This window comes from Bacillus sp. FSL K6-0994 (assembly GCF_038630815.1).
Taxonomy (GTDB): Bacteria; Bacillota; Bacilli; order Bacillales; family Bacillaceae; genus Bacillus; species Bacillus safensis.
The window spans coordinates 1755292-1774958 of the sequence record NZ_CP152043.1; the positions used below are offsets into that span (position 1 = coordinate 1755292).

General features: G+C 41.5%; 17 protein-coding genes. 1 reads left to right on the plus strand and 16 read right to left on the minus strand.

Annotated features, from left to right (window positions below; translation table 11 throughout):
- Nucleotides 1-3: 3 nt before the first annotated feature.
- Complete coding sequence (locus MHB69_RS08975) at nucleotides 4-846, minus strand: PRD domain-containing protein (RefSeq protein WP_335371023.1); 843 nt, start codon at nucleotides 844-846, stop codon at nucleotides 4-6.
- A 343-nt stretch (nucleotides 847-1189) separates the two neighbouring features.
- Here MHB69_RS08975 and MHB69_RS08980 point away from each other — a divergent pair, with 343 nt between their 5' ends.
- The gene (locus tag MHB69_RS08980) at nucleotides 1190-1498 is read left to right on the plus strand and encodes a DUF4870 domain-containing protein (protein WP_041109292.1); all 309 of its coding nucleotides are present in this window, start codon (nucleotides 1190-1192) and stop codon (nucleotides 1496-1498) included.
- Between the two features lie 55 nt (nucleotides 1499-1553).
- Here the strand turns inward: MHB69_RS08980 and MHB69_RS08985 are convergent, their stop codons facing one another.
- From MHB69_RS08985 to MHB69_RS09055, 15 genes are all read right to left on the minus strand, one after another.
- Nucleotides 1554-2957: a HAMP domain-containing sensor histidine kinase gene (locus MHB69_RS08985; protein ID WP_342496196.1), complete on the minus strand. Its 1404-nt coding sequence runs from the start codon at nucleotides 2955-2957 to the stop codon at nucleotides 1554-1556.
- 2 nt (nucleotides 2958-2959) lie between these two features.
- On the minus strand, nucleotides 2960-3667 hold the full coding sequence (locus MHB69_RS08990; RefSeq protein ID WP_081124456.1) for a response regulator transcription factor: 708 nt from the start codon (nucleotides 3665-3667) through the stop codon (nucleotides 2960-2962).
- A 140-nt stretch (nucleotides 3668-3807) separates the two neighbouring features.
- Complete coding sequence (locus MHB69_RS08995; RefSeq protein ID WP_034283503.1) at nucleotides 3808-5073, minus strand: glucuronoxylanase; 1266 nt, start codon at nucleotides 5071-5073, stop codon at nucleotides 3808-3810.
- 35 nt (nucleotides 5074-5108) lie between these two features.
- Complete coding sequence (locus MHB69_RS09000) at nucleotides 5109-6647, minus strand: glycoside hydrolase family 43 protein (RefSeq protein WP_342496197.1); 1539 nt, start codon at nucleotides 6645-6647, stop codon at nucleotides 5109-5111.
- Nucleotides 6648-6867: 220 nt separating this feature from the next.
- Entirely contained in the window at nucleotides 6868-8328 is a 1461-nt protein-coding gene (locus MHB69_RS09005; protein WP_120206942.1) for a CoA-acylating methylmalonate-semialdehyde dehydrogenase, read from the minus strand.
- A 345-nt stretch (nucleotides 8329-8673) separates the two neighbouring features.
- A complete protein-coding gene (locus MHB69_RS09010) occupies nucleotides 8674-10005 on the minus strand; it encodes an alpha-glucosidase/alpha-galactosidase (protein WP_081124458.1) in 1332 nt (443 codons plus the stop codon).
- 31 nt (nucleotides 10006-10036) lie between these two features.
- Nucleotides 10037-10867 carry a carbohydrate ABC transporter permease gene (locus MHB69_RS09015; protein WP_326135136.1) on the minus strand — a complete coding sequence of 277 codons (831 nt, stop codon included), beginning with the start codon at nucleotides 10865-10867 and terminating at the stop codon, nucleotides 10037-10039.
- Nucleotides 10867-11799, minus strand: a complete 933-nt coding sequence (locus MHB69_RS09020) for a sugar ABC transporter permease (protein WP_041118130.1) — start codon at nucleotides 11797-11799, stop codon at nucleotides 10867-10869. The genes MHB69_RS09015 and MHB69_RS09020 overlap by 1 nt, the downstream gene beginning before the upstream one ends.
- 30 nt (nucleotides 11800-11829) lie before the next feature.
- A complete protein-coding gene (locus MHB69_RS09025) occupies nucleotides 11830-13086 on the minus strand; it encodes an ABC transporter substrate-binding protein (protein WP_081124459.1) in 1257 nt (418 codons plus the stop codon).
- 218 nt (nucleotides 13087-13304) lie between these two features.
- On the minus strand, nucleotides 13305-14345 hold the full coding sequence (locus tag MHB69_RS09030) for a LacI family DNA-binding transcriptional regulator (protein WP_305933668.1): 1041 nt from the start codon (nucleotides 14343-14345) through the stop codon (nucleotides 13305-13307).
- Nucleotides 14346-14531: 186 nt separating this feature from the next.
- The gene (gene alsE, locus MHB69_RS09035) at nucleotides 14532-15224 is read right to left on the minus strand and encodes a D-allulose 6-phosphate 3-epimerase (RefSeq protein WP_034283513.1); all 693 of its coding nucleotides are present in this window, start codon (nucleotides 15222-15224) and stop codon (nucleotides 14532-14534) included.
- Nucleotides 15225-15241: 17 nt separating this feature from the next.
- Nucleotides 15242-16504 carry a PTS ascorbate transporter subunit IIC gene (locus MHB69_RS09040; protein WP_305933669.1) on the minus strand — a complete coding sequence of 421 codons (1263 nt, stop codon included), beginning with the start codon at nucleotides 16502-16504 and terminating at the stop codon, nucleotides 15242-15244.
- Nucleotides 16505-16529: 25 nt separating this feature from the next.
- Nucleotides 16530-16796, minus strand: coding sequence for a PTS sugar transporter subunit IIB (locus tag MHB69_RS09045; RefSeq protein WP_024425192.1), 267 nt, complete (start codon nucleotides 16794-16796; stop codon nucleotides 16530-16532).
- Between the two features lie 15 nt (nucleotides 16797-16811).
- Nucleotides 16812-18857 carry a BglG family transcription antiterminator gene (locus tag MHB69_RS09050; protein ID WP_326133364.1) on the minus strand — a complete coding sequence of 682 codons (2046 nt, stop codon included), beginning with the start codon at nucleotides 18855-18857 and terminating at the stop codon, nucleotides 16812-16814.
- A 295-nt stretch (nucleotides 18858-19152) separates the two neighbouring features.
- Complete coding sequence (locus MHB69_RS09055) at nucleotides 19153-19593, minus strand: rhs-associated protein (protein ID WP_070325898.1); 441 nt, start codon at nucleotides 19591-19593, stop codon at nucleotides 19153-19155.
- Nucleotides 19594-19667 lie beyond the last annotated feature (74 nt).

Sequence of the window (19667 nt, forward strand, 5' to 3'; positions counted from 1 at the left end):
AAATCATTTATTCTGTTGATGTTTCTTTGTAATCCTTTCAATATGAATGACTAGAAAAACCAGTTCGTCTTCAGTGACATTCCAATTGAATTCCCGCTTTAACATTTCTTTAATAATCAATCCGCATGCATAGCTCTTCATATAACGATCCTGAATTAATTCCTTTAATGTATCATCCATCTGCTGCGACGGTTGATTTGTTTCTTGTCTGACAATAAAATATCTCAAATGAGTAATAAACCTCGAATAATCTATCGATGATTTATCTAATACCATCTCGAAAATGTTTTGAATAATCTTAACGATTTCCTTCGTGAGATGGGTCATTTTGATGGTATCTCCCATAGACTGACCATCTATTTGAGCGTTTACAAAATGAAGGGCAATGAGTGAAGCCTCTGTATCTTGAAAAGTAATCCCCATCATTTTTTGAATAATTTTAAGTGCTTTTTTCCCAATTTGATATTCTTGAAAATATAGATGTGGAATTTCCCATACAATAGGGTTTTCATACTCCATTTTTTCTTGATGCCTTTGAATTGAAAAAGTCAGATGATCAGATAGCGAAAACAGCATGCTAGAACCTAATTTTTTATTCAACATCTCTTCGCCCATATGAATGATTTTTTCAGTTAATAAAAGAATATCAGTTGGGATAGCGGCAAGTTGAGATTCTAATGGAGACGTCTGATCAGAATAAAATGTCTTACTGACAGCGCTCTCATCAAGAGTATCACCCTTTTTCTTCTTAAAGCCTATTCCTGTACCAAAAACAACTACTTCATTTTGAGTGTCTGTTAGAGCTAATACGATATTATTGTTTAAAACTTTAACGACGGTGAACATCTTCATCCCACCTTACCTAAAACTGCTAAAAAAGCATAAAAAAAACACCAAAATCTCAGCAAACAACGTACAAATGTACAACATGTTTACCTGACTTGGTGGTGCCTGATGATATCAGTAACACTCCTGCATCGGTTACGATTTTATTGTAAACACAGGATAAACCAAAGTCAACTATTTTTTTCGGTAAAATAGATTTAAATACCTATATTATAGTATGTCGTTTATAAATTATTTTAAAAGGTAAACATTTTTAAGGTTGCTGTAAGGTTCAGATTAATACGGATTAAGGTTGAGGTAGTACAATGTGTTTGTAGTGAATAAATCATAGAGGTGAAACGTTATGAAAGGAAATAAAGTCTTGTCATCATTATGTTATTTCAGTATCTTTTTTGCACCATTTTTGTTCCCAATTATCGTCTATTTTTTAGGTCAGGACGAAGTGAAATATCATGCGAAAAAATCATTATGGACGCATGTCATACCTTATTTGATTTTTGGTATTGGCATCCTTGGTTCAGGTTTACTTGGTATGAAAGATATCAGCCATGCGGGGCCTTTCTTAATTGCGACATATGCAGTGACATTCCTTGTTGCCATCTACTTCTTCATTTGGAACATTGTGAAAGGCATCAAAGTATTTTCAGAATAAATAATAGGTAAAAAAACGGTTCTGTTGTTGATCAGAACCGTTTTTTTGTCTATTTTCATGCTGGTAGTTGGATATCAATTGTTGTTCCTTTCCCTATACTGCTGCGGATCGTGATGTCCCCGCCGTGCTTGACGATAATATCCTTTGCAATGGCCATCCCAAGACCAGAGCCAGCATGTGAAACACCTGTATTCGTCCCCCTGTAATAGCGGTCAAACACTTTTTCCAGCTCTGCCTCTTCTATTCCTTTGCCGTTGTCTTTAATCGTGATAAGGGTTTTTTCTTTTTGTTCAAGCTGTACAATGATTGTCACATCAGAATCATTGTGAACAAGGGCATTTAAAATCAGATTGGTGACCGCTCTTCGAATGAGGATTTTATCAATATTCAGCATGAGCTTGTCTTCATTCGTTTGAAGCTCAATCGTCTGATCCGCATATCTTGAATCGTTCAAAATATCAATTAACGTTTCCCGCAGCAGTGACACGATGTTGACCAGCTCTTTATTGAGCATGACGCCGTTATTTTTCAGCCTTGTCGTTAAATTCAGATCCTCCATGACATCTTTGATATACAATGATTTATTCTCAATGATGCCCGCGTAATGTCTGATTTCTTGCTTTGAAAGAGGATACTTTGGGTCTTTCATGATTTCTGCATAGCCTTGAATAGAAGCGAGCGGCGTTTTAATATCATGAGAAATATGGCTGATCCATTCTTCCCGCATTTGCTCTAGTTTGTCTTTTTCTTTTTTGCTTGAAGCGAGCTGCTCTGATAAGTGATTGACATTATAGAAGACATCTTTATAAATTCCTTTAGCAGGCAGATTTGTCGTGTAATCTCCGTTTGCCAGCCGCTGGATGCTATGAATGGCACGGCCGAGCGGTTTTGTGAGCTGCCGGCTGAATAAGTAACCAATGAGTAACGCTATGATGGCATCAATTGATAATAAAATCATCGTCCCGATATTGAATCTTGTTACTAAATCCTTCGTGTCAAACGAGAATAGGTATTTTCCGATGGAAGGGTCTTTAAAACCGATAAAGTAGCTGTATTCTTTGCCCTTTACTTTTTTTCCGCCAGCATAAATGGTCGATAATAATTGCTTATCTTTATATTTATGTAAGTTCACGATTTCTATCGGTGTATATTTGTTCTTTAATCCTTTAGGTGCTTGCGCATGATACACGTTTTGGCCATTTTCGTCTAAAATTTGAATCCATGCATTCTGTTGTTTTAAGGCTTTCTGCCCTTCTTTGTTTACGGTCATTCCTTGATCAGAAAAAGAGATGTATTGTTCAAATGATCTTGTGAAGGTTTCGGGCGTATTTTCCTCGTTATGCTGGCTGTTTGCCTGAAGTACGAGCCAAATCATAAATACGAATAAGTTGATAAAGACCGTGATAATGGTCACGATAATGACAGAGACCATATACCTGCCTGTTAATCGCCATTTCATCCTTACGCATCCTTTACAACAAATTTATAGCCAAGCCCTTTGACTGTGACGAGAAACTCTGGTGTGGACGGGGAATTTTCTATTTTTTCCCGAAGTCTTCGGATATGAACCATCACCGTATTGTCAGAACCGAAGAAGTCTTCCCCCCAAACAGTTTGATAAAGCGTTTCTTTACTGATGATGCGGTTCGGATGCTGCAAGAAGTAGGTCATCAGCAGAAGCTCTTTCGGCGTGAGCTCAATGACCACGCCATTTTTCTTCAGTTCTGCTTGCTGCTCGTTTAATTCAAACGGCCCTTTTTTGATCACGGGATCGGCTTGAGATGACTGCAAGTATGAGAGCCGTCTCAGCTGCGCTTTCACCCGGTAGGCGACTTCCTTTGGACTGAACGGTTTTGTAATGTAGTCATCCCCGCCGATGGCAAGTCCTACAATTTTGTCTGTTTCCTCTCCCTTTGCTGATAAAAAGATAATCGGAACATGGGAGGTCTCTCTGATTTGTCTGCAAATATCATAGCCTTCACCGTCTGGCAGCATAATATCAAGTATGACAAGATCAGGCTGTTCTTGATGGAATTTCGTGAGCCCATCACGGGCAGTTGAAGCTGTTATAACGCGATCAATGCCTTCTCTTGTTAATACTGTGTTGATTAATTCCAAAATTTCTTTTTCGTCATCGATCATTAATACTTTGCTTTGATGCTTTGGCATACATTGATCACTCTCCTGAAGTCATTGCCATTATTATACCCAATGTAAGAACATAGTGAAAAAATCAACTTCCTATTTGCATAAAAAAAGCCAATTTTCTTTTGAAATGAGAAAATTGGCTTTTGGTGATTCAATTGATTCTAGCGTTTGACTACAAATGTTGTCACACTTTGAGCCGGGAGATGAGCCCAAAATTGATTGCCTGATATATTTAAGTCTGTACCGGGCTGAAGGTTGCTGTTGCTGCTTGTAATCCATCTTGATGCTTGCGAAGCAGTTCCATTTTGCATCACAAAGTGCTGATTGACTCCTGTATTGTTTTTGTTAATCGCGACAATGACAACCTGATTGTTTCCTTTGTAGGCAGATACGAAAACATTTGGTTCAGGACTTTTCGTTGCATCAATTCTGACGTATCCTGGGCGTACAAACTTGGAGAAATGCGCCATGTTGTAACCGCGTTTACTGATCAGGCCATCTTCCTTCATAGGGCCGTAGGATCTGCGGATGTACCACCAAACATATGCCTGAAAGTCCCCTTCTACCATCGAATGGTGAATATGCTCTGAAACCCCTAATGCCTCAGGCCAGCGGTCCGCTGAATTGTTATCGCTATTCGGGTAGTAGACCTCTGTCATCCAAAGCTCCTTCCCCCCTCCTTTTTGTTTGAAAAGAGGATATGGAAGCTGGCTGATTTGGGTTCCGTACAAATGGGCTCCGAGAATGTCCATATTTCCAAGCGCTTGCGGATCATTTAAGATAGGATCTGATATATTTTTAAGGTATTGAAAGGATTCTGGCGCAATCACGCGGGCATTAATGGAGCCGGCATTTTCTCTCATGAAACGCAGGATTTCCTGAGGAGTCCACCATGTCCATTCATGTGCATAATCAGGCTCGTTTTGTACTGATATCGCATAGAGATTGACGCCATTATTTTTCATATACGTCACAAAATCGTTCAGATGCTGAGCATATGCAGCGTATTGATTGTATCTCAGCCGCTTTGCAGTTGTACCATTACGGTTGAAAGTCTCGACCATATGGCTTGGAGGATTCCAAGGTGAAGCGATCACTAAAGCTCCATGCTCTATTGCTCTTTTGGCTGTGGCGACCTCTCTGTGCCAATTATTTCTGTTCTCATCTACAAAAATTCTTAGAATGGAAAACCCTAATTGATTCTGCCCATTGCCAAAAGCGGTTTCCCTTTGAGGTGCGGTCAAATCACCAATCCAAGCCGGGTGGTTCATTCCGCCAAAGCCGCGAATCACTTGTCTTTCTGCATTGATATTAATATTGGCATCTGCTGCTGAAACTTCAGTTGCGCCAGGTCCGATGAACATGACAGACAGCATGGTGAAGCAGATCAATAAAGTACAGATTGTTTTTTTGATCATTGACATCAAATTTTTCCACTCTCCTATCATTTTCTCATCCTTTGTTATTGAGTAAACCGCCAGGAATCAAACTGAAATAGGTTTGCACCTGTTCCAGTAAAGACAAAAAATACGTTGTGCACGCCAGCTGCTCCGTTTACTGTCGTTTCTACTTCTCGCCAATTGTTTGTTCCGCCTGTGGAAGGGACATTTAGTGTTCCGACGAGTCTGCCGTCAGGGCTTCCGAGGCGTACTTCTATTTTTCCGCCTGTATTTGATGCTACATTCGCTTTAAATGTTCTTGCGCCGTTTGATCCGAAATCGACGTTACTGGCAGCCACCCAATCTCCGTTTTGAATGTTTGTGACATGCTGGTTATTGACCGGTCCGCCTGGAGCTGAAGAGGGCTCTGTCAAAATGCGTCCATTCCATGCAAATGTTTCAGCTTCTACCCGCTGATAAGGATTCAGGTTGGAAAGCTGTTTGACCCCTTCAAAATTGGCTGCAACCTCTCGAAGGGAGCCGTCAGCATTATGCACAAGCTTATTAATATGCGGAGATCTGTAGCCTTTTCCTGCCCCGTATAAAGCAGAGCTGACCGTTTGGGTATGATACACGACATACCACTCGTTTTTAAAATTGAACACCGCATGATGGTTGTTACCGCCGCCGCCAAAAAATGCACCCGGATTTTTCAGGAAATGCCCTCTATACGTAAATGGACCCATCGGACTTGAGCTCGTCATATAACCGATCTCACCAGGTGGTTTATCTGCTGGGTGGGAGCCGCCAAAGTTGATGCAATAGGAATAGTAATAGGTTCCGTTATACTTATGCATCCCCGAATCTTCAAACATAAAAGGAGCATCAATGGTTGATGCACTGCCCACAACACTTGTCATATCAGGCCCTAGTTTTAGGACTCTTGCTGTTTTAGGATTGGCCCATTGTCCCTGCGTTGGATTAGAACCGCCTGGTACGCCTCCACCGGCATATAAATAACCAGCGCCGTCATCATCTACAAAAACGGCTGGATCAAACAGCCATACAACCCCGGACATTCCTGGTGTATTTGGCGTGACAAGCGCTTTTCCGATAGGATCTGTCCATGGACCGATTGGGGAATCTGCTGTCAGAACCCCAATCCCTCCGCCGCTGTTTGCGAAATAAAGGAAAAATTTATCCTTCCCATTGATTTTTTTCACCGCCGCTGATGGAGCCCAGGAAGCACCTGCCCATTTAGCAATCCCTTTGCCGCCATTTGCCCCATTTGCACCGGCTACTGGAATCGCGCCATGATCTGTCCAGTTCACCATATCTGCTGAAGAGATGACGAAGACCCTATTCAAATTGGCAAAAGAATTATCTTTAATCGTACCGTTGCTGTGATATTCATAGTCATCACTCGACATATAAATGTACACTCTTCCGTTATAGGTGAGCGCAAACGGATCAGCGCCCAAGTGGTGGTCTATGAGCGGGTTTGCATTTCCTACACGTTTTGCAATTGTTGTGCTTGCCGCACTCGCATCATATACCGGTAAACAACTCAGTACCAAAGCAAAAATCAATAAACCAACGCCGCACTTCATCCTCGTCCTCATCGTTTCATTTCCTCCTGTTTTCATCTTCCTAATATTGGGGTTTAAGCCCAATTTCAAAATATGTTGATAGATACTGATGAAGAATGAATAGAAAGAATGATTTCTAGTGCAAATCCTTGCTGTAATCATGATGAAAACCCTTACTTTTTGACTAGAAGACAACAAAAAATGCAGTTCTCCTTTTGGAACTGCATTTTCTAAGTTAATTGATGAGTGTTGATCACATATAACGAGCGGTCACCATCTTCTTTCTTGTGTAAAACTCCACTCCGTCTGTTCCATTGGCGTGCAAATCCCCGTAGAAAGAATCCTTCCAGCCGGAAAACGGGAAAAATGCCATTGGTGCGGGAACACCGATATTGACGCCGAGCATCCCTGCTTCAATATTTTCGCGAAATTCTCTGATGCTTGATGCACTGTCTGTGTACAGGCAGGCACCGTTTGCAAATTTTGATTGATTAGACAGGTCGATCGCTTCTGTCAGTGAAGAGACACGAACTATTGATAAGACTGGGGCGAAAATCTCGTCCTGCCAAATTTTCATTTGATTTGTCACATGGTCAAAGATCGTTGGTCCAACGAAATACCCTTTTCCATTTGTTTCGTGATCTTTCCTGCCATCTCGAATGAGACTTGCGCCTTCTTCAATCCCTGACTGAATGTATTGAAGCGTTCGCTCCTTATGTTCCTCTCGAATGACTGGACCAAGAAAGACCTCTTCATTTATTCCGTTTCCAATGACAAGCTTATTCGATTCATCAACTAATTTTTGAATGAGATCATCTGCCACTTCTTCTTCCACTGCGACAACGGCCGCGGCCATGCAGCGCTCTCCTGCTGATCCAAAGGCAGCACCAATGATTTGTTTCGTTGTCGCGTCTAAATCTGCATCTTTGAGGACAATGGAGTGATTTTTTGCTCCTGCAAGTGCTTGGACACGTTTGCCATGCTCTGTGCCTTTTTTATAGACGTATTCTGCAACTGGCTGAGAGCCGACAAATGAAATGGCTTTGACCTTTTGGTGTTCAAGCAGACCATTGACGACATCATGAGCTCCATTGACAATGTTGAGAACCCCTTTTGGAAGACCAGCTTCTTCAAATAATTCGGCTAATCGTGCGGCAAGAATCGGCGTGCGCTCTGAAGGTTTTAAAACAAACGTATTTCCGCAGGCAATGGCAAGCGGGAACATCCAGCAAGGAACCATCATTGGAAAGTTAAATGGTGTAATTCCGCCGATGACGCCAATTGGATAGCGGTACATGCCAGATTCGAGTCCAGATGCGATATCTGGTAATTGTTTTCCCATCATTAAGGTTGGTGCACCAGCGGCAAATTCGACACATTCAATTCCGCGCTGCACTTCTCCTTTTGCTTCTGTGATGCTTTTTCCGTTTTCAATCGTTACGAGTTCAGCCAGCTCATCCCATTTGTCAACGAGTAACTGTTGGTATTTAAATAAAATGCGTGCACGGCGGGGAACGGGAGTTTTCGACCAAGTGGCAAATGCTTCTTGTGCTGCCTGTACCGCATGTTCGACATCTGTTTTTGTTGAAAGCGGCACTTCCGCGATGATTTCGCCAGTAGCTGGGTTATACACTGCCTCTGTTTGACTTGTTTCTGCCTCAATCCATTGTCCGCCGATATAATTTTTCAACGTTTGTACATCTGTTTTGGTCATGTTCCCTCTCTCCTCTTTGTTAAAGAATGTCATGCTTAAAGGGTGTGTATGTATCGTCATTGTCTCATCTAACGGGCATTCATCTGTATACACTCTTTGTCAAATCAAACGGCAGTTTTGGTTTACGTTGTGATAAACCGCTTTAGTCAGGCTCTTGTTCAACACAGATTGGTTTGTTTGTGACATTTAACACTAGAATACCGAAATTTCATGATGTGTTTTTGATTAACTATTGGGTAACTTTAGAAAAATCATAATATTAAAATGGGTCTCAGTCAATCCTCTTTTTGCTTCATAAGAAAAACCTGATGCGCGGTGCATCAGGTAGAGGCTGGTTCATTTCTGTTATTTGGTTGATGCGGCATAGTGATTTGGTTCTATATAATTTGGCAGCATCTCTCCATGTGCTTCAATGAGTTCATCACATAATTGAATGGTGTCATCAATTGATAGTTCAGCGCTTGTGTGTGGATCCAGTAATGCCGCTTGATAAATGTGTTCTTTTTTCCCGCTGATTGCTGCTTCGATGGTCATGAGCTGTGAACTAATATTGGTCCGGTTCAGTCCCGCCAGTTGTTCAGGGATCTCTCCGACATAGCATGGCATGATGCCGCTTCGATCTGCAACACACGGCACTTCGACACACGCTTTTTCAGGCAGGTTGTGAATGAGGCCACCTGTGTTCAGCACATTCCCGGCAAATTTAAAGGGAACGTTCGTTTCAATCGCTTCAATGATACGTGAACCATATTCTTTTGAGCGAGTATGTGTGATCTGTGTATTGCCCACAAGGTCATGCTTCATTGTATTCCAATTGTTGATTTGTTCCTCGCAGCGTCTCGGGTATTCATCGAGCGGAATGTTAAACTGACCGATTAGTTCTGGGTACCGTGATTTGATGAAATATGGATGGTATTCGGCATTGTGCTCTGAGGATTCTGTGACATAGTAGCCGAATTTATCCATCAGTTCAAAACGTACCATATCATGATGCCTCGATTGCTGCTTTTCTTTTGCCCGTCTTTTGATTTCTGGATACAAGTCTTTTCCGTCCCGTTTTACCTCTAATAACCATGCCATATGGTTAATACCGGCAATTTTTTCTTCAATGCCTTCATGTTCCATTTCAAGAGATTCAAATAGGTCCTTTGTACAGACTTGCACACTATGACAGAGACCAATCGTTTGAACCTGAGTATAGCGCAGCATCGCACCTGTCAGTGTGGCCATTGGGTTCGTGTAATTTAACAATAAAGCATTTGGACAAACCTCTTCCATGTCCTTTGCAAATTCCAGCATGACAGGAATCGTTCGAAGGGAGCGGAAGATGCCGCCGATCCCTACCGTATCCGCAATCGTTTGTCTTAATCCGTATTTTTTAGGTATTTCAAAATCAATGACAGTACTTGGCCGGTAGCCTCCAACTTGGATGGCATTGATAACATATTTCGCATCCTTTAAGGCTTCTTTCCGGTTGTGATAGGACTGGATGGTCACATTTGCACCGTAATTTGCTTTTAAATGCCGGAGCATCGTTTCTGATTCTTTCAGCCGGTTGTGGTCGATATCATATAATGCGAATTCAAAGCCTGCAAGGGCGGGAACAAACAGACAATCTCCTAATATATTTTTAGCAAACACGGTACTCCCTGCACCGATAAATGTAATTTTAGACATAGACGACTCTCCTTTTTACATCTATATTGGGCTAGCCTTTGACAGAGCCTTGTGAAAGCCCTGCGATAAAATATTTTTGCAAAAGTAAAAACATCGTGACCATTGGCAGCATCGCAATGAGTGCAGCTGCCCCAACGAGCTGAAGCTGATGCTGATTTTGACCAAAAAAATGGGATAAGGCGACTGTGAGTGTATGCATCTCTTTATCTTGCAAAAAGAAGATAGCAAATTGATAGTCGTTCCAAATATACACGCAGGCAATAATTAATACAGAAGCGGTAATGGGCTTCAGAAGCGGAAAAACGACTGTGAAAAAAACTCTGAGTGTCCCTGCACCATCAATACGGGCAGCTTCTTCAAGCTCCTTTGGAATTGTCGACCGGATAAAGCCTGCGTATAAGAAAATTGTCAGCGGCAAAAAAGCAGCCACATTATTTAAAACAGCAATTTGATAGGTGTTCATCATCCCGATTTGAACGACCATTTTATAGAGCGGGACAAGGGCTGTAAGCGGTGGAATGACCATAATGGCAATAAATAAAACATAGACTGCTTTATTCAGCTTTGTGTTCCTTCTTGCGAGCGGATAGGCTGCAAGAGATCCAAACATAATAAGCAATACAGCGGAACTGAACGTAATGATCACTGTATTCAAAAAGGACTGGCCAAGCTGAGCCTCTGTCCATGCTGTGCGGAAGTTTTCAAGATGCAGTGCTTTCGGAAACAGCCATTTTGAACTAAAATCTCCTATCCCCTTTAATGATGTCGTCACCAAAATATAAAATGGAATGAGGTGCAGCAATGTGATCAATAGTGCGAGGAAGGAGTACCATTTTTTCTTGCGCTTATAGGCGTTATCCATCACACCTCGGTCTCCTTTCGTTTGAAATAAATCAGCGCTGCGACACTAATGACAAGGATGATGACCGCCATGAACACCCCTTGCGTCGCTGCATAGCCTGCATCCTGACGTTTGAAGTACAGATCATACATAAAGGTCGACATGGATTGCGAGGAATCTCCAGGTCCGCCGCCCGTGAGTGCCACAATGACATCAAAGAGCTTGAGCCCGCCAATGACATTCAGCACAACATTAATGGTGATCGACGGCATAAGCAGCGGCAATGTAATCCGCCTGAATTGCTGGAAGCTCGATGCGCCGTCTAATTGAGCCGCTTCATAATAATCCTTAGGAATACTTTGAAGTCCTGCTAAATAAATGATCATCGCAATCCCGACGAATTGATATGTGTTGACAAGCACAATGATCCATGTGTTAAATTGCGGGTTGCCGAGCGCATTTATTTGATCAAATCCAAAAAGCGTCACCACATCATTTAAGGCACCACCTTGGTAAGCAAACACAAAATACCAAATATAGCCCATCGCAATCGGGCTGATCATGACAGGTAAATAGATGACCGTTCTTGTGATGGCTTTCATCTTTAAGCTTTGATTTAATAAAAGAGCATATCCAAGTCCGATGATATTTTGTAAGACAGTGCTCCCGATTCCATAGAGAAGCGTGTTTTTGACAACAAGCCATGTCGCTTGATCCTGAAGCAGCCGCCCATATTGCTCAAGACCAATCCATTGATAAGTTTGTGAGAAACCGTTCCAATTCGTAAAAGAAAGCTGAATGCCGTTTAAAAAAGGATAAATGATAAAGGTACTGACGACGAGAACAGCTGGCATGTACATCCACCAAAGTGATGAATTCTGGCGTTTTTGTATCTTTTGTTTTGGTAAAGAGGTGAATGCGGCGGGCTGTTTTGCTTTTGTGATGTCATTCATTGGCTTCACTCCTGTTTCAGCATCCATCGGCTATTGTTTTTTCAAACGCTTATATTCCTCTTCCATTTTCTTTGATAACTGTTCTGGTGTGATGGAGCCTGCTAATAATTCTTGACCCGTTGTTGCCATGACCGCCCACATTCCGCTTGGTAAGTATTTTCGATCGAAATACGGTTCAATCTTCACCTGTTCGTATTGATCGTAAAATGCAGAGTAATAGTTTTTCGCTTTCACTTGTTTTAGAGCTGTTTCAGAGGATGTGCCCTCGGCGATTTTTTTTGCGTTTTCAGGTTTTGCTAAAAAATCGATGAATTGTTTTGCTTCTTTTAGATGCTTAGAGTCTTTCCAAGCAGCAACAGTAAAACGTTCTCCGCCAATCCAGCTTTGTTCATCTCCTTCATGAATGGCTGGAACAGGCATCGTGCCTACTTTGATCGATGAATTCAGCTCTGTTGCTTCAGGTCCTAAAGATCCTCCGACAAAGGTGAAGGCGATTTTGTTTTGTGCCATGAGTTCAGGCGCTTGAGATAGTTTCGCTGTCAGGACATCCTTGTTTAAAAGGTCTTGATCCTTCAGATCTTTCATGAATTGTGCAAGCGGTGTATAGAGAGACCAATCAAATGATCCGTTTTCAAGTTCCTTTCCGTATTGATGCTTTTGATCGGTGATTAATAAAGGCGTCGCCAGCTCATCAAAGACTTGGGCAATATTTGAGTTATCTCCTCCTGGTATCCAGAGCGGCACAACATCTCCTTTGCTCTTTTCTTTCACTGTCAGCAAAGCAGATTTTAATTCATCAAGTGTTCTAGGGACTTCTATGCCATATTCCTTTAATAGATTGGCATTAAAGCTAAGCCCATCTTTTGCTTGATTCAGCGGGTAAGCGTACACTTTCCCATCTTGGTCTTTTAAAATTTGGTCGAGTGAAGGATCAAGCTGTTTGACCCAATCCATCTCTTTTAAATCAGCCACATACTCGCTATAGCGCAGTTTGGCCCAGCCATGTGTATCAAACAGGTCTGGCATATCGTTTGCTCCCATTTTGACGCGGATCATATCTTCATAGCTGTTGCCTGGGAAATTAGCATCGATTCGAATCTGCTCATGCTTCTTCTCAAACTCGCGAATGACTTCTTCAAACGCTTTTCTTTCCCCGCTGTTGCTCATTGTTGAAAATAGCGTCAAGGTGACCTTTCCATTTGCTTCAGATGAGCTGTTATTACCGCAAGCAGACAAAATCATGGTCAAGAACATGGCTGCAGTCAGCAGCATGATTTTTTTATTCATGGTTTCCTCCTTTTGATCACTGAAAATTCAGACGATTATCGGTAGAATTCATGCAGTTGCGGAAACAAAGGAAGTCCATTATACTGGAATTCTATTCTTTTCAAAGAGATAAGAGAGCATAGCGGCAGGCTGCCTTGTTCTTAGCATGATCTGGCCATCATGCTAAGCAGCTTGCTTTCTGCTTTTTTGTCTCTTTTTTGTTAGCTGAAATCTATGGTTCACCCCCTTTCATGGATGAGACATGTACTGCCTCGCTCGATGAGTGTTGTTGGCACGACGACTTTCAGAGGAAGTTTTCTTCCGTTTATTCTCTCAAGCAAAAGCTTCAGACCGACTTCCCCCATTTCTTCTGTATATACTTTGACGGTCGTAAGCGGCGGGCTTGAAAATGACGCGGCTTCAATGTCATTAAACCCAACAATGGATACATCTGAAGGTACGTGTAGACCGGCTTCATGCAGAGCGCGCATTGCGCCGATTGCCATAGAGTCACTTCCAATGAAAAAGGCTTGCGGCAGTTTTCCCTTTTTGATCGCTTGCTGCATAAGCGTATAGCCTTCTTGCATGGAGTATTCACCAATGTGGATGTCTTCCATATGAAGAGCGCCCGTCTCCTGCATTCTTTTCATAAACGTCGTTTGTCTTTCGTCCTCAATCACAGCATTACCTTCGAAATAATGCTCCCGCTCTTTCCCGCCAATATAGCCTAGATGTGTATAGCCGAGAGATTGCAGATGACGAATGGCGCGATCTGCCGCTCTGACAAAATCAACATGTACACAATCATACAGATCTTCATCCGCATAATGATTGATAAAAACAATGTGTTCCATTCGATTTGTCATTTTTTCAACCGTATCCGAGCTGATTCGCCCAATGACGATCAAGCCGTCAATATCCTTTAGCATCGCCCCTTTATCCATGCTTCTTAGGCGAAAGGTATGGAGAGTGGACAGGCCTTGTTTGGCATATTCTTTTTCAATTCCTTTTCGAATCGATGAAAAAAAGGGATCATTTAATTCTTCGTCAATGGATTGAGCGACAACGACACCGATGACTGGGGATTCAGATGGGCTTTTTTCTTCTGCTTGATCGGCTTTTCTTGCTCTCACTGGGGTATAGTTTAACTTCTTAGCAATGTCGAGGATGTTTTGTCTCGTTGCGTGTGAAACGGCAAGCGTTTGATCGCCATTTAACACACGGGATACAGTGGAAACGGACACTTTTGCATCATGAGCAATATCTTTGAGTGTGGTCATAGGCAAACTCCTCATCGTTATTTGACTAAATATTTACTAAAGATATTTGAAGGATAACACATAAATAAAGCGCTTTCAATTATGAATTTTTGATTTTTATTTTGTTTTTGGGTAAGTTTTGGTGAATGAATTGTGTTTTAGTAAAATTTGCGTAAAAAGAGAGGATGGTTTTCATCCTCTCTTTTACTAACGTGATTCGATTGAGGCTGTTTCTTTTGCAAATATTTGCTTCATTCTTTCCCAAGCAGTGTCGAGTTCTTTATGAAGTCCAAATAAACCTGAGGTGCCGATGATGTAGATCTCATTTCCAGCCTCAGCAAGCAGCCGGAACGTGCTCTCATTACAAGAGCCGTCTACTTCAATTGAAAACGAGTATCCTTCGTGTTTTTTGATATCTTTCACCTGTTTAATTTTCTGAAGCATTTCTTTAATAAAAGGCTGTCCGGCAAAGCCTGGATCGATCGTCATGATCGTCACTCTGTCTATTAAATGAATAAAGGAATCTAATGCTGCAACAGGTGTGGCGGGATTTAGAACAAAGCCAACCTCACATTTTCTTTGGTGAATATGGCGTATGATTCGAAAGGCATCTTTTTGCACGACTTCTGGGTGTAAACAAATCATCGTTGCGCCTGCATCAATACATGCATCGATTAAAAATTCCTGCGGATGTTCGGCCATTAGATGAACATCAATCGGTAAATTTGTCAGTTTCCGAAGCTGTTCAATGAAAAAGGGTGATAACGTAATATTCTTCACATAATGCCCATCCATCACGTCGACATGGTACCGGTCTGCTCTCGTGTTGAGAAGATGAATTTGTTCACGGAAATGCGTTAGATCCATGCACATCAGTGAAGGTGAAAAAACGGCTGTCATTCTCAGGCTCCTCCTTTTTACAGTTGAAATAAAAACTTGATCAATCCAATCAAGATTCCGATGATACCAAAGTCTGTATCTCCAAACGTTGTCCCTTCAAAGCCAAGGGTTCCTAACACAGGTAATAAACAAGCAGGTAAAAAGGAAAGAAGCAATCCATTTACAAAGGCCCCAGCCACAGCCCCTCTAACCCCTCCAGTTGCATTGCCATACACGCCTGCTGTAGCACCGCAAAAAAAGTGCGGGACAAGACCTGGGACAATGACAGTTAAACCAAACAAAGGTAAAAGAAAAATGGATACGATGCCTCCTGCAAAGCTGCATAAAAAACCGATAATGACCGCATTAGGCGCAAATGGAAAAACGGTTGGCGCATCAAGTGCTGGCTTTGCCCCCTTCACGAATCGATCGGCAATCCCTTTAAATGCAGGCACGATCTCGCCAATGGCCATCCGTACCCCTGCTAAAATAATGTACACACCAGCAGCAAACGTAATCGCCTGAATGAGAATGAAGACAGCGAAGTTCGTACCCCCGCTAATTTGTTCTATATAAGGAATTCCTGCAAACGGTGCAATTGCAAAGAACAGTAAAGCCATCGTAATCGAAATGGCAACAGATGTATCTCTTAGAAAACCGAGTGATTTAGGCACTTGAATGGTTTCCGTTGATTTTTCAGGAGAACCAACCCATTTGCCGATCATTCCCGCAGTAAAATACCCGAAAGTACTGAAGTGTCCGAGCGCGAGATCATTGCTTCCGGTGACTTTCCTCGTAAACGGCTGAAGGATTGCGGGTGCAATGACCATAGCTGCACCTAATATCATTGAGCCAGTAGAGATGAGCAGCCATCCGTGCAGGCCGGCTGTCGAGAGAACGACGGCGAGCATAGCCGCCATATACAACGTGTGATGACCAGTCAAAAAGACGTATTTAAAGGGTGTGAATTTGGCGAGTAACAAATTGACCAGCATACCAAAAATCATGATAAGTGCTGTCTGTGTACCGAATTCCTTTTGAGCAATGGCGGCCATAGCATCTGTATTTGGGACAACCCCTTGAATGTGAAAGGCTGCTTCGAACATCTTTCGAAAAACCCCGAGTGAATCAGAGACGACTGTAGCGCCAGCCCCTAATATTAAGAAGCCCATGGTTGTTTTCAAGGTGCCTGACACAGTATCTGCGGCTGATTTTTTCTGCAAAAGTAAACCGGCTAGTGCAAACAAACCGATGAGAATGGCAGGTGTGCCCAATATATCGTTCATGATCAGTTCTATCATGATGTGAATCCCCCTTTTTCATGACTTAAATATGTTGACGAAGGACGTCTTTAATGGCTTCCTGGTCTAACAAATTGTTTAAGCCAGCCACATTTCTTGTGCCGTCATTCAGCTGGTCAATAATATCAGCTGCTCCGATATAAAGGTCTGCTTGTTCATTTTTACTTGTACTGAGATCGGTATGATCCACTTCAGCTTTAAGACCTAATTCTTCTAATGCTTTTTTGACATTCATTTCTACAATAAAGCTGCTTCCTAACCCGTTTCCACATACAACAAGAATTTTTTTCATTTTCTTACTCCTCCTTTATACTTGTGAAAATTGATCGATTAGTTTTTGAACCGATGCTAAATCTTCTGCTTCAATCAATTGTTTCGTCCGTTTCTCTTCACTTAACAGCATGGTCAGCTGTTTGAGTGCTTTCAGGTGGCTCATGCTGTCAATAGCCGCTAGCACTATGACGAGCCGCACCTGCTTTTTTCCATCCTTTGAAAACGAAATGGGCTGTTTGAATGACATGAGTGTCATGCTCAATTTGTTCACGCCGTCCTCGGGCCTTGCATGTGGAATGGCCACTTGTGGTGCAATGACAATATAAGGACCATTTTGAAGAACAGACTGTATCATGGCTTCTACATAACTTGGTTTAATAGCATGTTGATCAAGTAAAGGCTGCGCCGCTTTTGTAATCGCCTCTTGCCATGTGTCTGCTGTTTGGTGGAGCTTGATGGTTTGTTCTGTTAATAAATCATTTAACACTGGATTCCACCCTTTCTGATAGGATACATATGTGGGATAAAGCAGCTCCCTAATATCATGAAGCAGTGCTTGTTTATTTTGTACGATGGTATGCTGCTGAATGATGTTAAATAAAGCGTTTACATGCTTCTCTTCAATCTTCGTTTCTGAGCCTTTCCCGTATTGAAGTAATGTTTTTTTCTCATAGGCAGTTAAAATAGGATGAACGAGATGAACTGGTTTTCCTTTAAACGAAATAGGTGTTGTGGACACAACGAAATCTGCATCAACGGCTGTTAATTCTTCATATGCACGCTTTGATAACAGTCCGCGTACTTCAATGTAGCCGATTAATTCGAGAAGCTGAGTTTTCAGCATGTTACTTGTGCCGATTCCTTCTCCGCAGACAATGTATACAGAACGCCTGACAATGGATGAAATTCCTTCTCTTCTCATCCAGCTGCCAAAATGCATGGCGAGATATGCAATTTCATGGTCACTCAACTTTGAACAGGCCGCCTTTTCTAAATGACAAGCAACTTTTTGAGTGATTTCAAACACTTCTGGCTGTGCCTTTTTTATAGAATCCGTCAATTCATTGATGATACCAATGTGATAGATGAGCCTGTAATAAGCTGGAATTAAATGCATTGTTAAGTTTTGCTCCAATGCTTTTGGTTCTTGAAAGGAAATACAAGCATATCGCTGAAAGTCCAATATCATTTGCCTGGCGATGGTGCGAATGAGATGTTCTTCTGGTTTTTTAATTGATGGAAGTTTTTGTTTTTTGGCACTGAGCCATAGGGTGCTAAGAAAATAGATCTCATCATCATGAACAATGAGACTGGCCTCTTTTTGAATCTGCGCCATGAAACGAATAGCAGCCAAGCATTCCTCTGTTTCCTGCAATGTTCGCTTTTCTTCGTTTGAAATGTGTACAGCATGCCCCAGCTTCATCCGCTTGAAGTAGAAAAAGAGATCCAAAGAGAGCTGATCCAGCATCTCATCCGCAAATTCAAGCTTAAGTTCTTGTTCTGACTGCTGGAGGAGATGGTGTACCCGTTTGGATGAAATAGGTCCCTTTAACCAAAACGACGGAAACGTTTTTTCATTTTTTATCATTGTGCGAATGAAATGTATATAGGGTTTGAGTGCTAATCGAATGGCCCTTTCGTCTCCTGACATCACATAGCCGCTGGATGATTGATAGCGGAGCGTGATCTCCTGCTTTAAAAGCGCTTCTTTTAGCTGCTTCATATCCTCAAGCAATGTATTTCGGCTCACCTTTGTCATCTTCATAAAATCATCAATTCTTAGGCAATGCTCGCTGCATGCAATGGATAAAAGCAAGATGGCCCTTCGCTCCTTTACACATGGTTCATAATCGTGACCAATAAGGAGGGTGTCAGCTTTTTGAATGATGACTTCTTTTTCATGAGGATTTAAATAATAGCCCAGTTGGCCTTTTCGCTGCACACCACTAAGCTGATGAGTTTCCAGCCAGCTGTTCATTCGTTTGATTTCAGCGTAAACGGTTCGAGTCGAGACATTCATTCGATTCTGTAAATCTTCTATTGATAGATAAGATGTCGTATGAAGCAGCATAGATAGCAAAGTAGTGCCCCTTTTGGTTAAGTACAGTTGGAATTCCTCCCTTCTTCCCTTTGGTTATAAGTCTAATCAACTCACATGCATCAAAGAAGCCCAAATGTCTTCAGCACGTGCTGTGCAGCGATTGTGTGCTCTTTTCATAAGAAAAACACACTATAAGGCTTGTATACAAAGAGTCCTTTGTCTTTTTTACGTGATTAAGGACCAATAAAAGCAAAAAACCTTGATTGGTATAAAGCCATTCAAGGTTTTTTCACTTCTTATCATCTTTTATTTTTCCTATACGTGACGCTCAAAATTATTTGCTGTTTAAACTAAATCCGAAATCCAAATAGTTTTCAAATGAAAGACAGATACACCAATCCCCTTCTAATGATATAAAGTAGTGATGCTGTGGGATATCTAAAAAATAGACTAGTAACTCTTTTAAATGTTTTAATTCAAACTGGTACCCAAACTCTGTAAGGTTATCCCCTATGTAAATTACTTGTAAGTCATTAGCTAAATATTTTTCTTTTAATTCAGTTATAAATAGAAGAGCATCAGAAAGTAACGATTCATTATTTGAGCTCTTACTATGGTGTTTATTGGTTTGTAACCAATTTATTTTTGAACCAGCAAAATCAAATTTTTGTTCTATTAAATCTAAATAAATTTCTGGATTTTCATGTACTTTGACATATTTAAGTAGGTCTTTTAATTCCAAATCCTTTATTAGATCTTCATCATAAGAATTCAATAAAATGAACCCCTTTATCTAAATGTATTTATTTAACTACCTTCTTGTCAAAATTCATAGGAATCGCTGTGAGG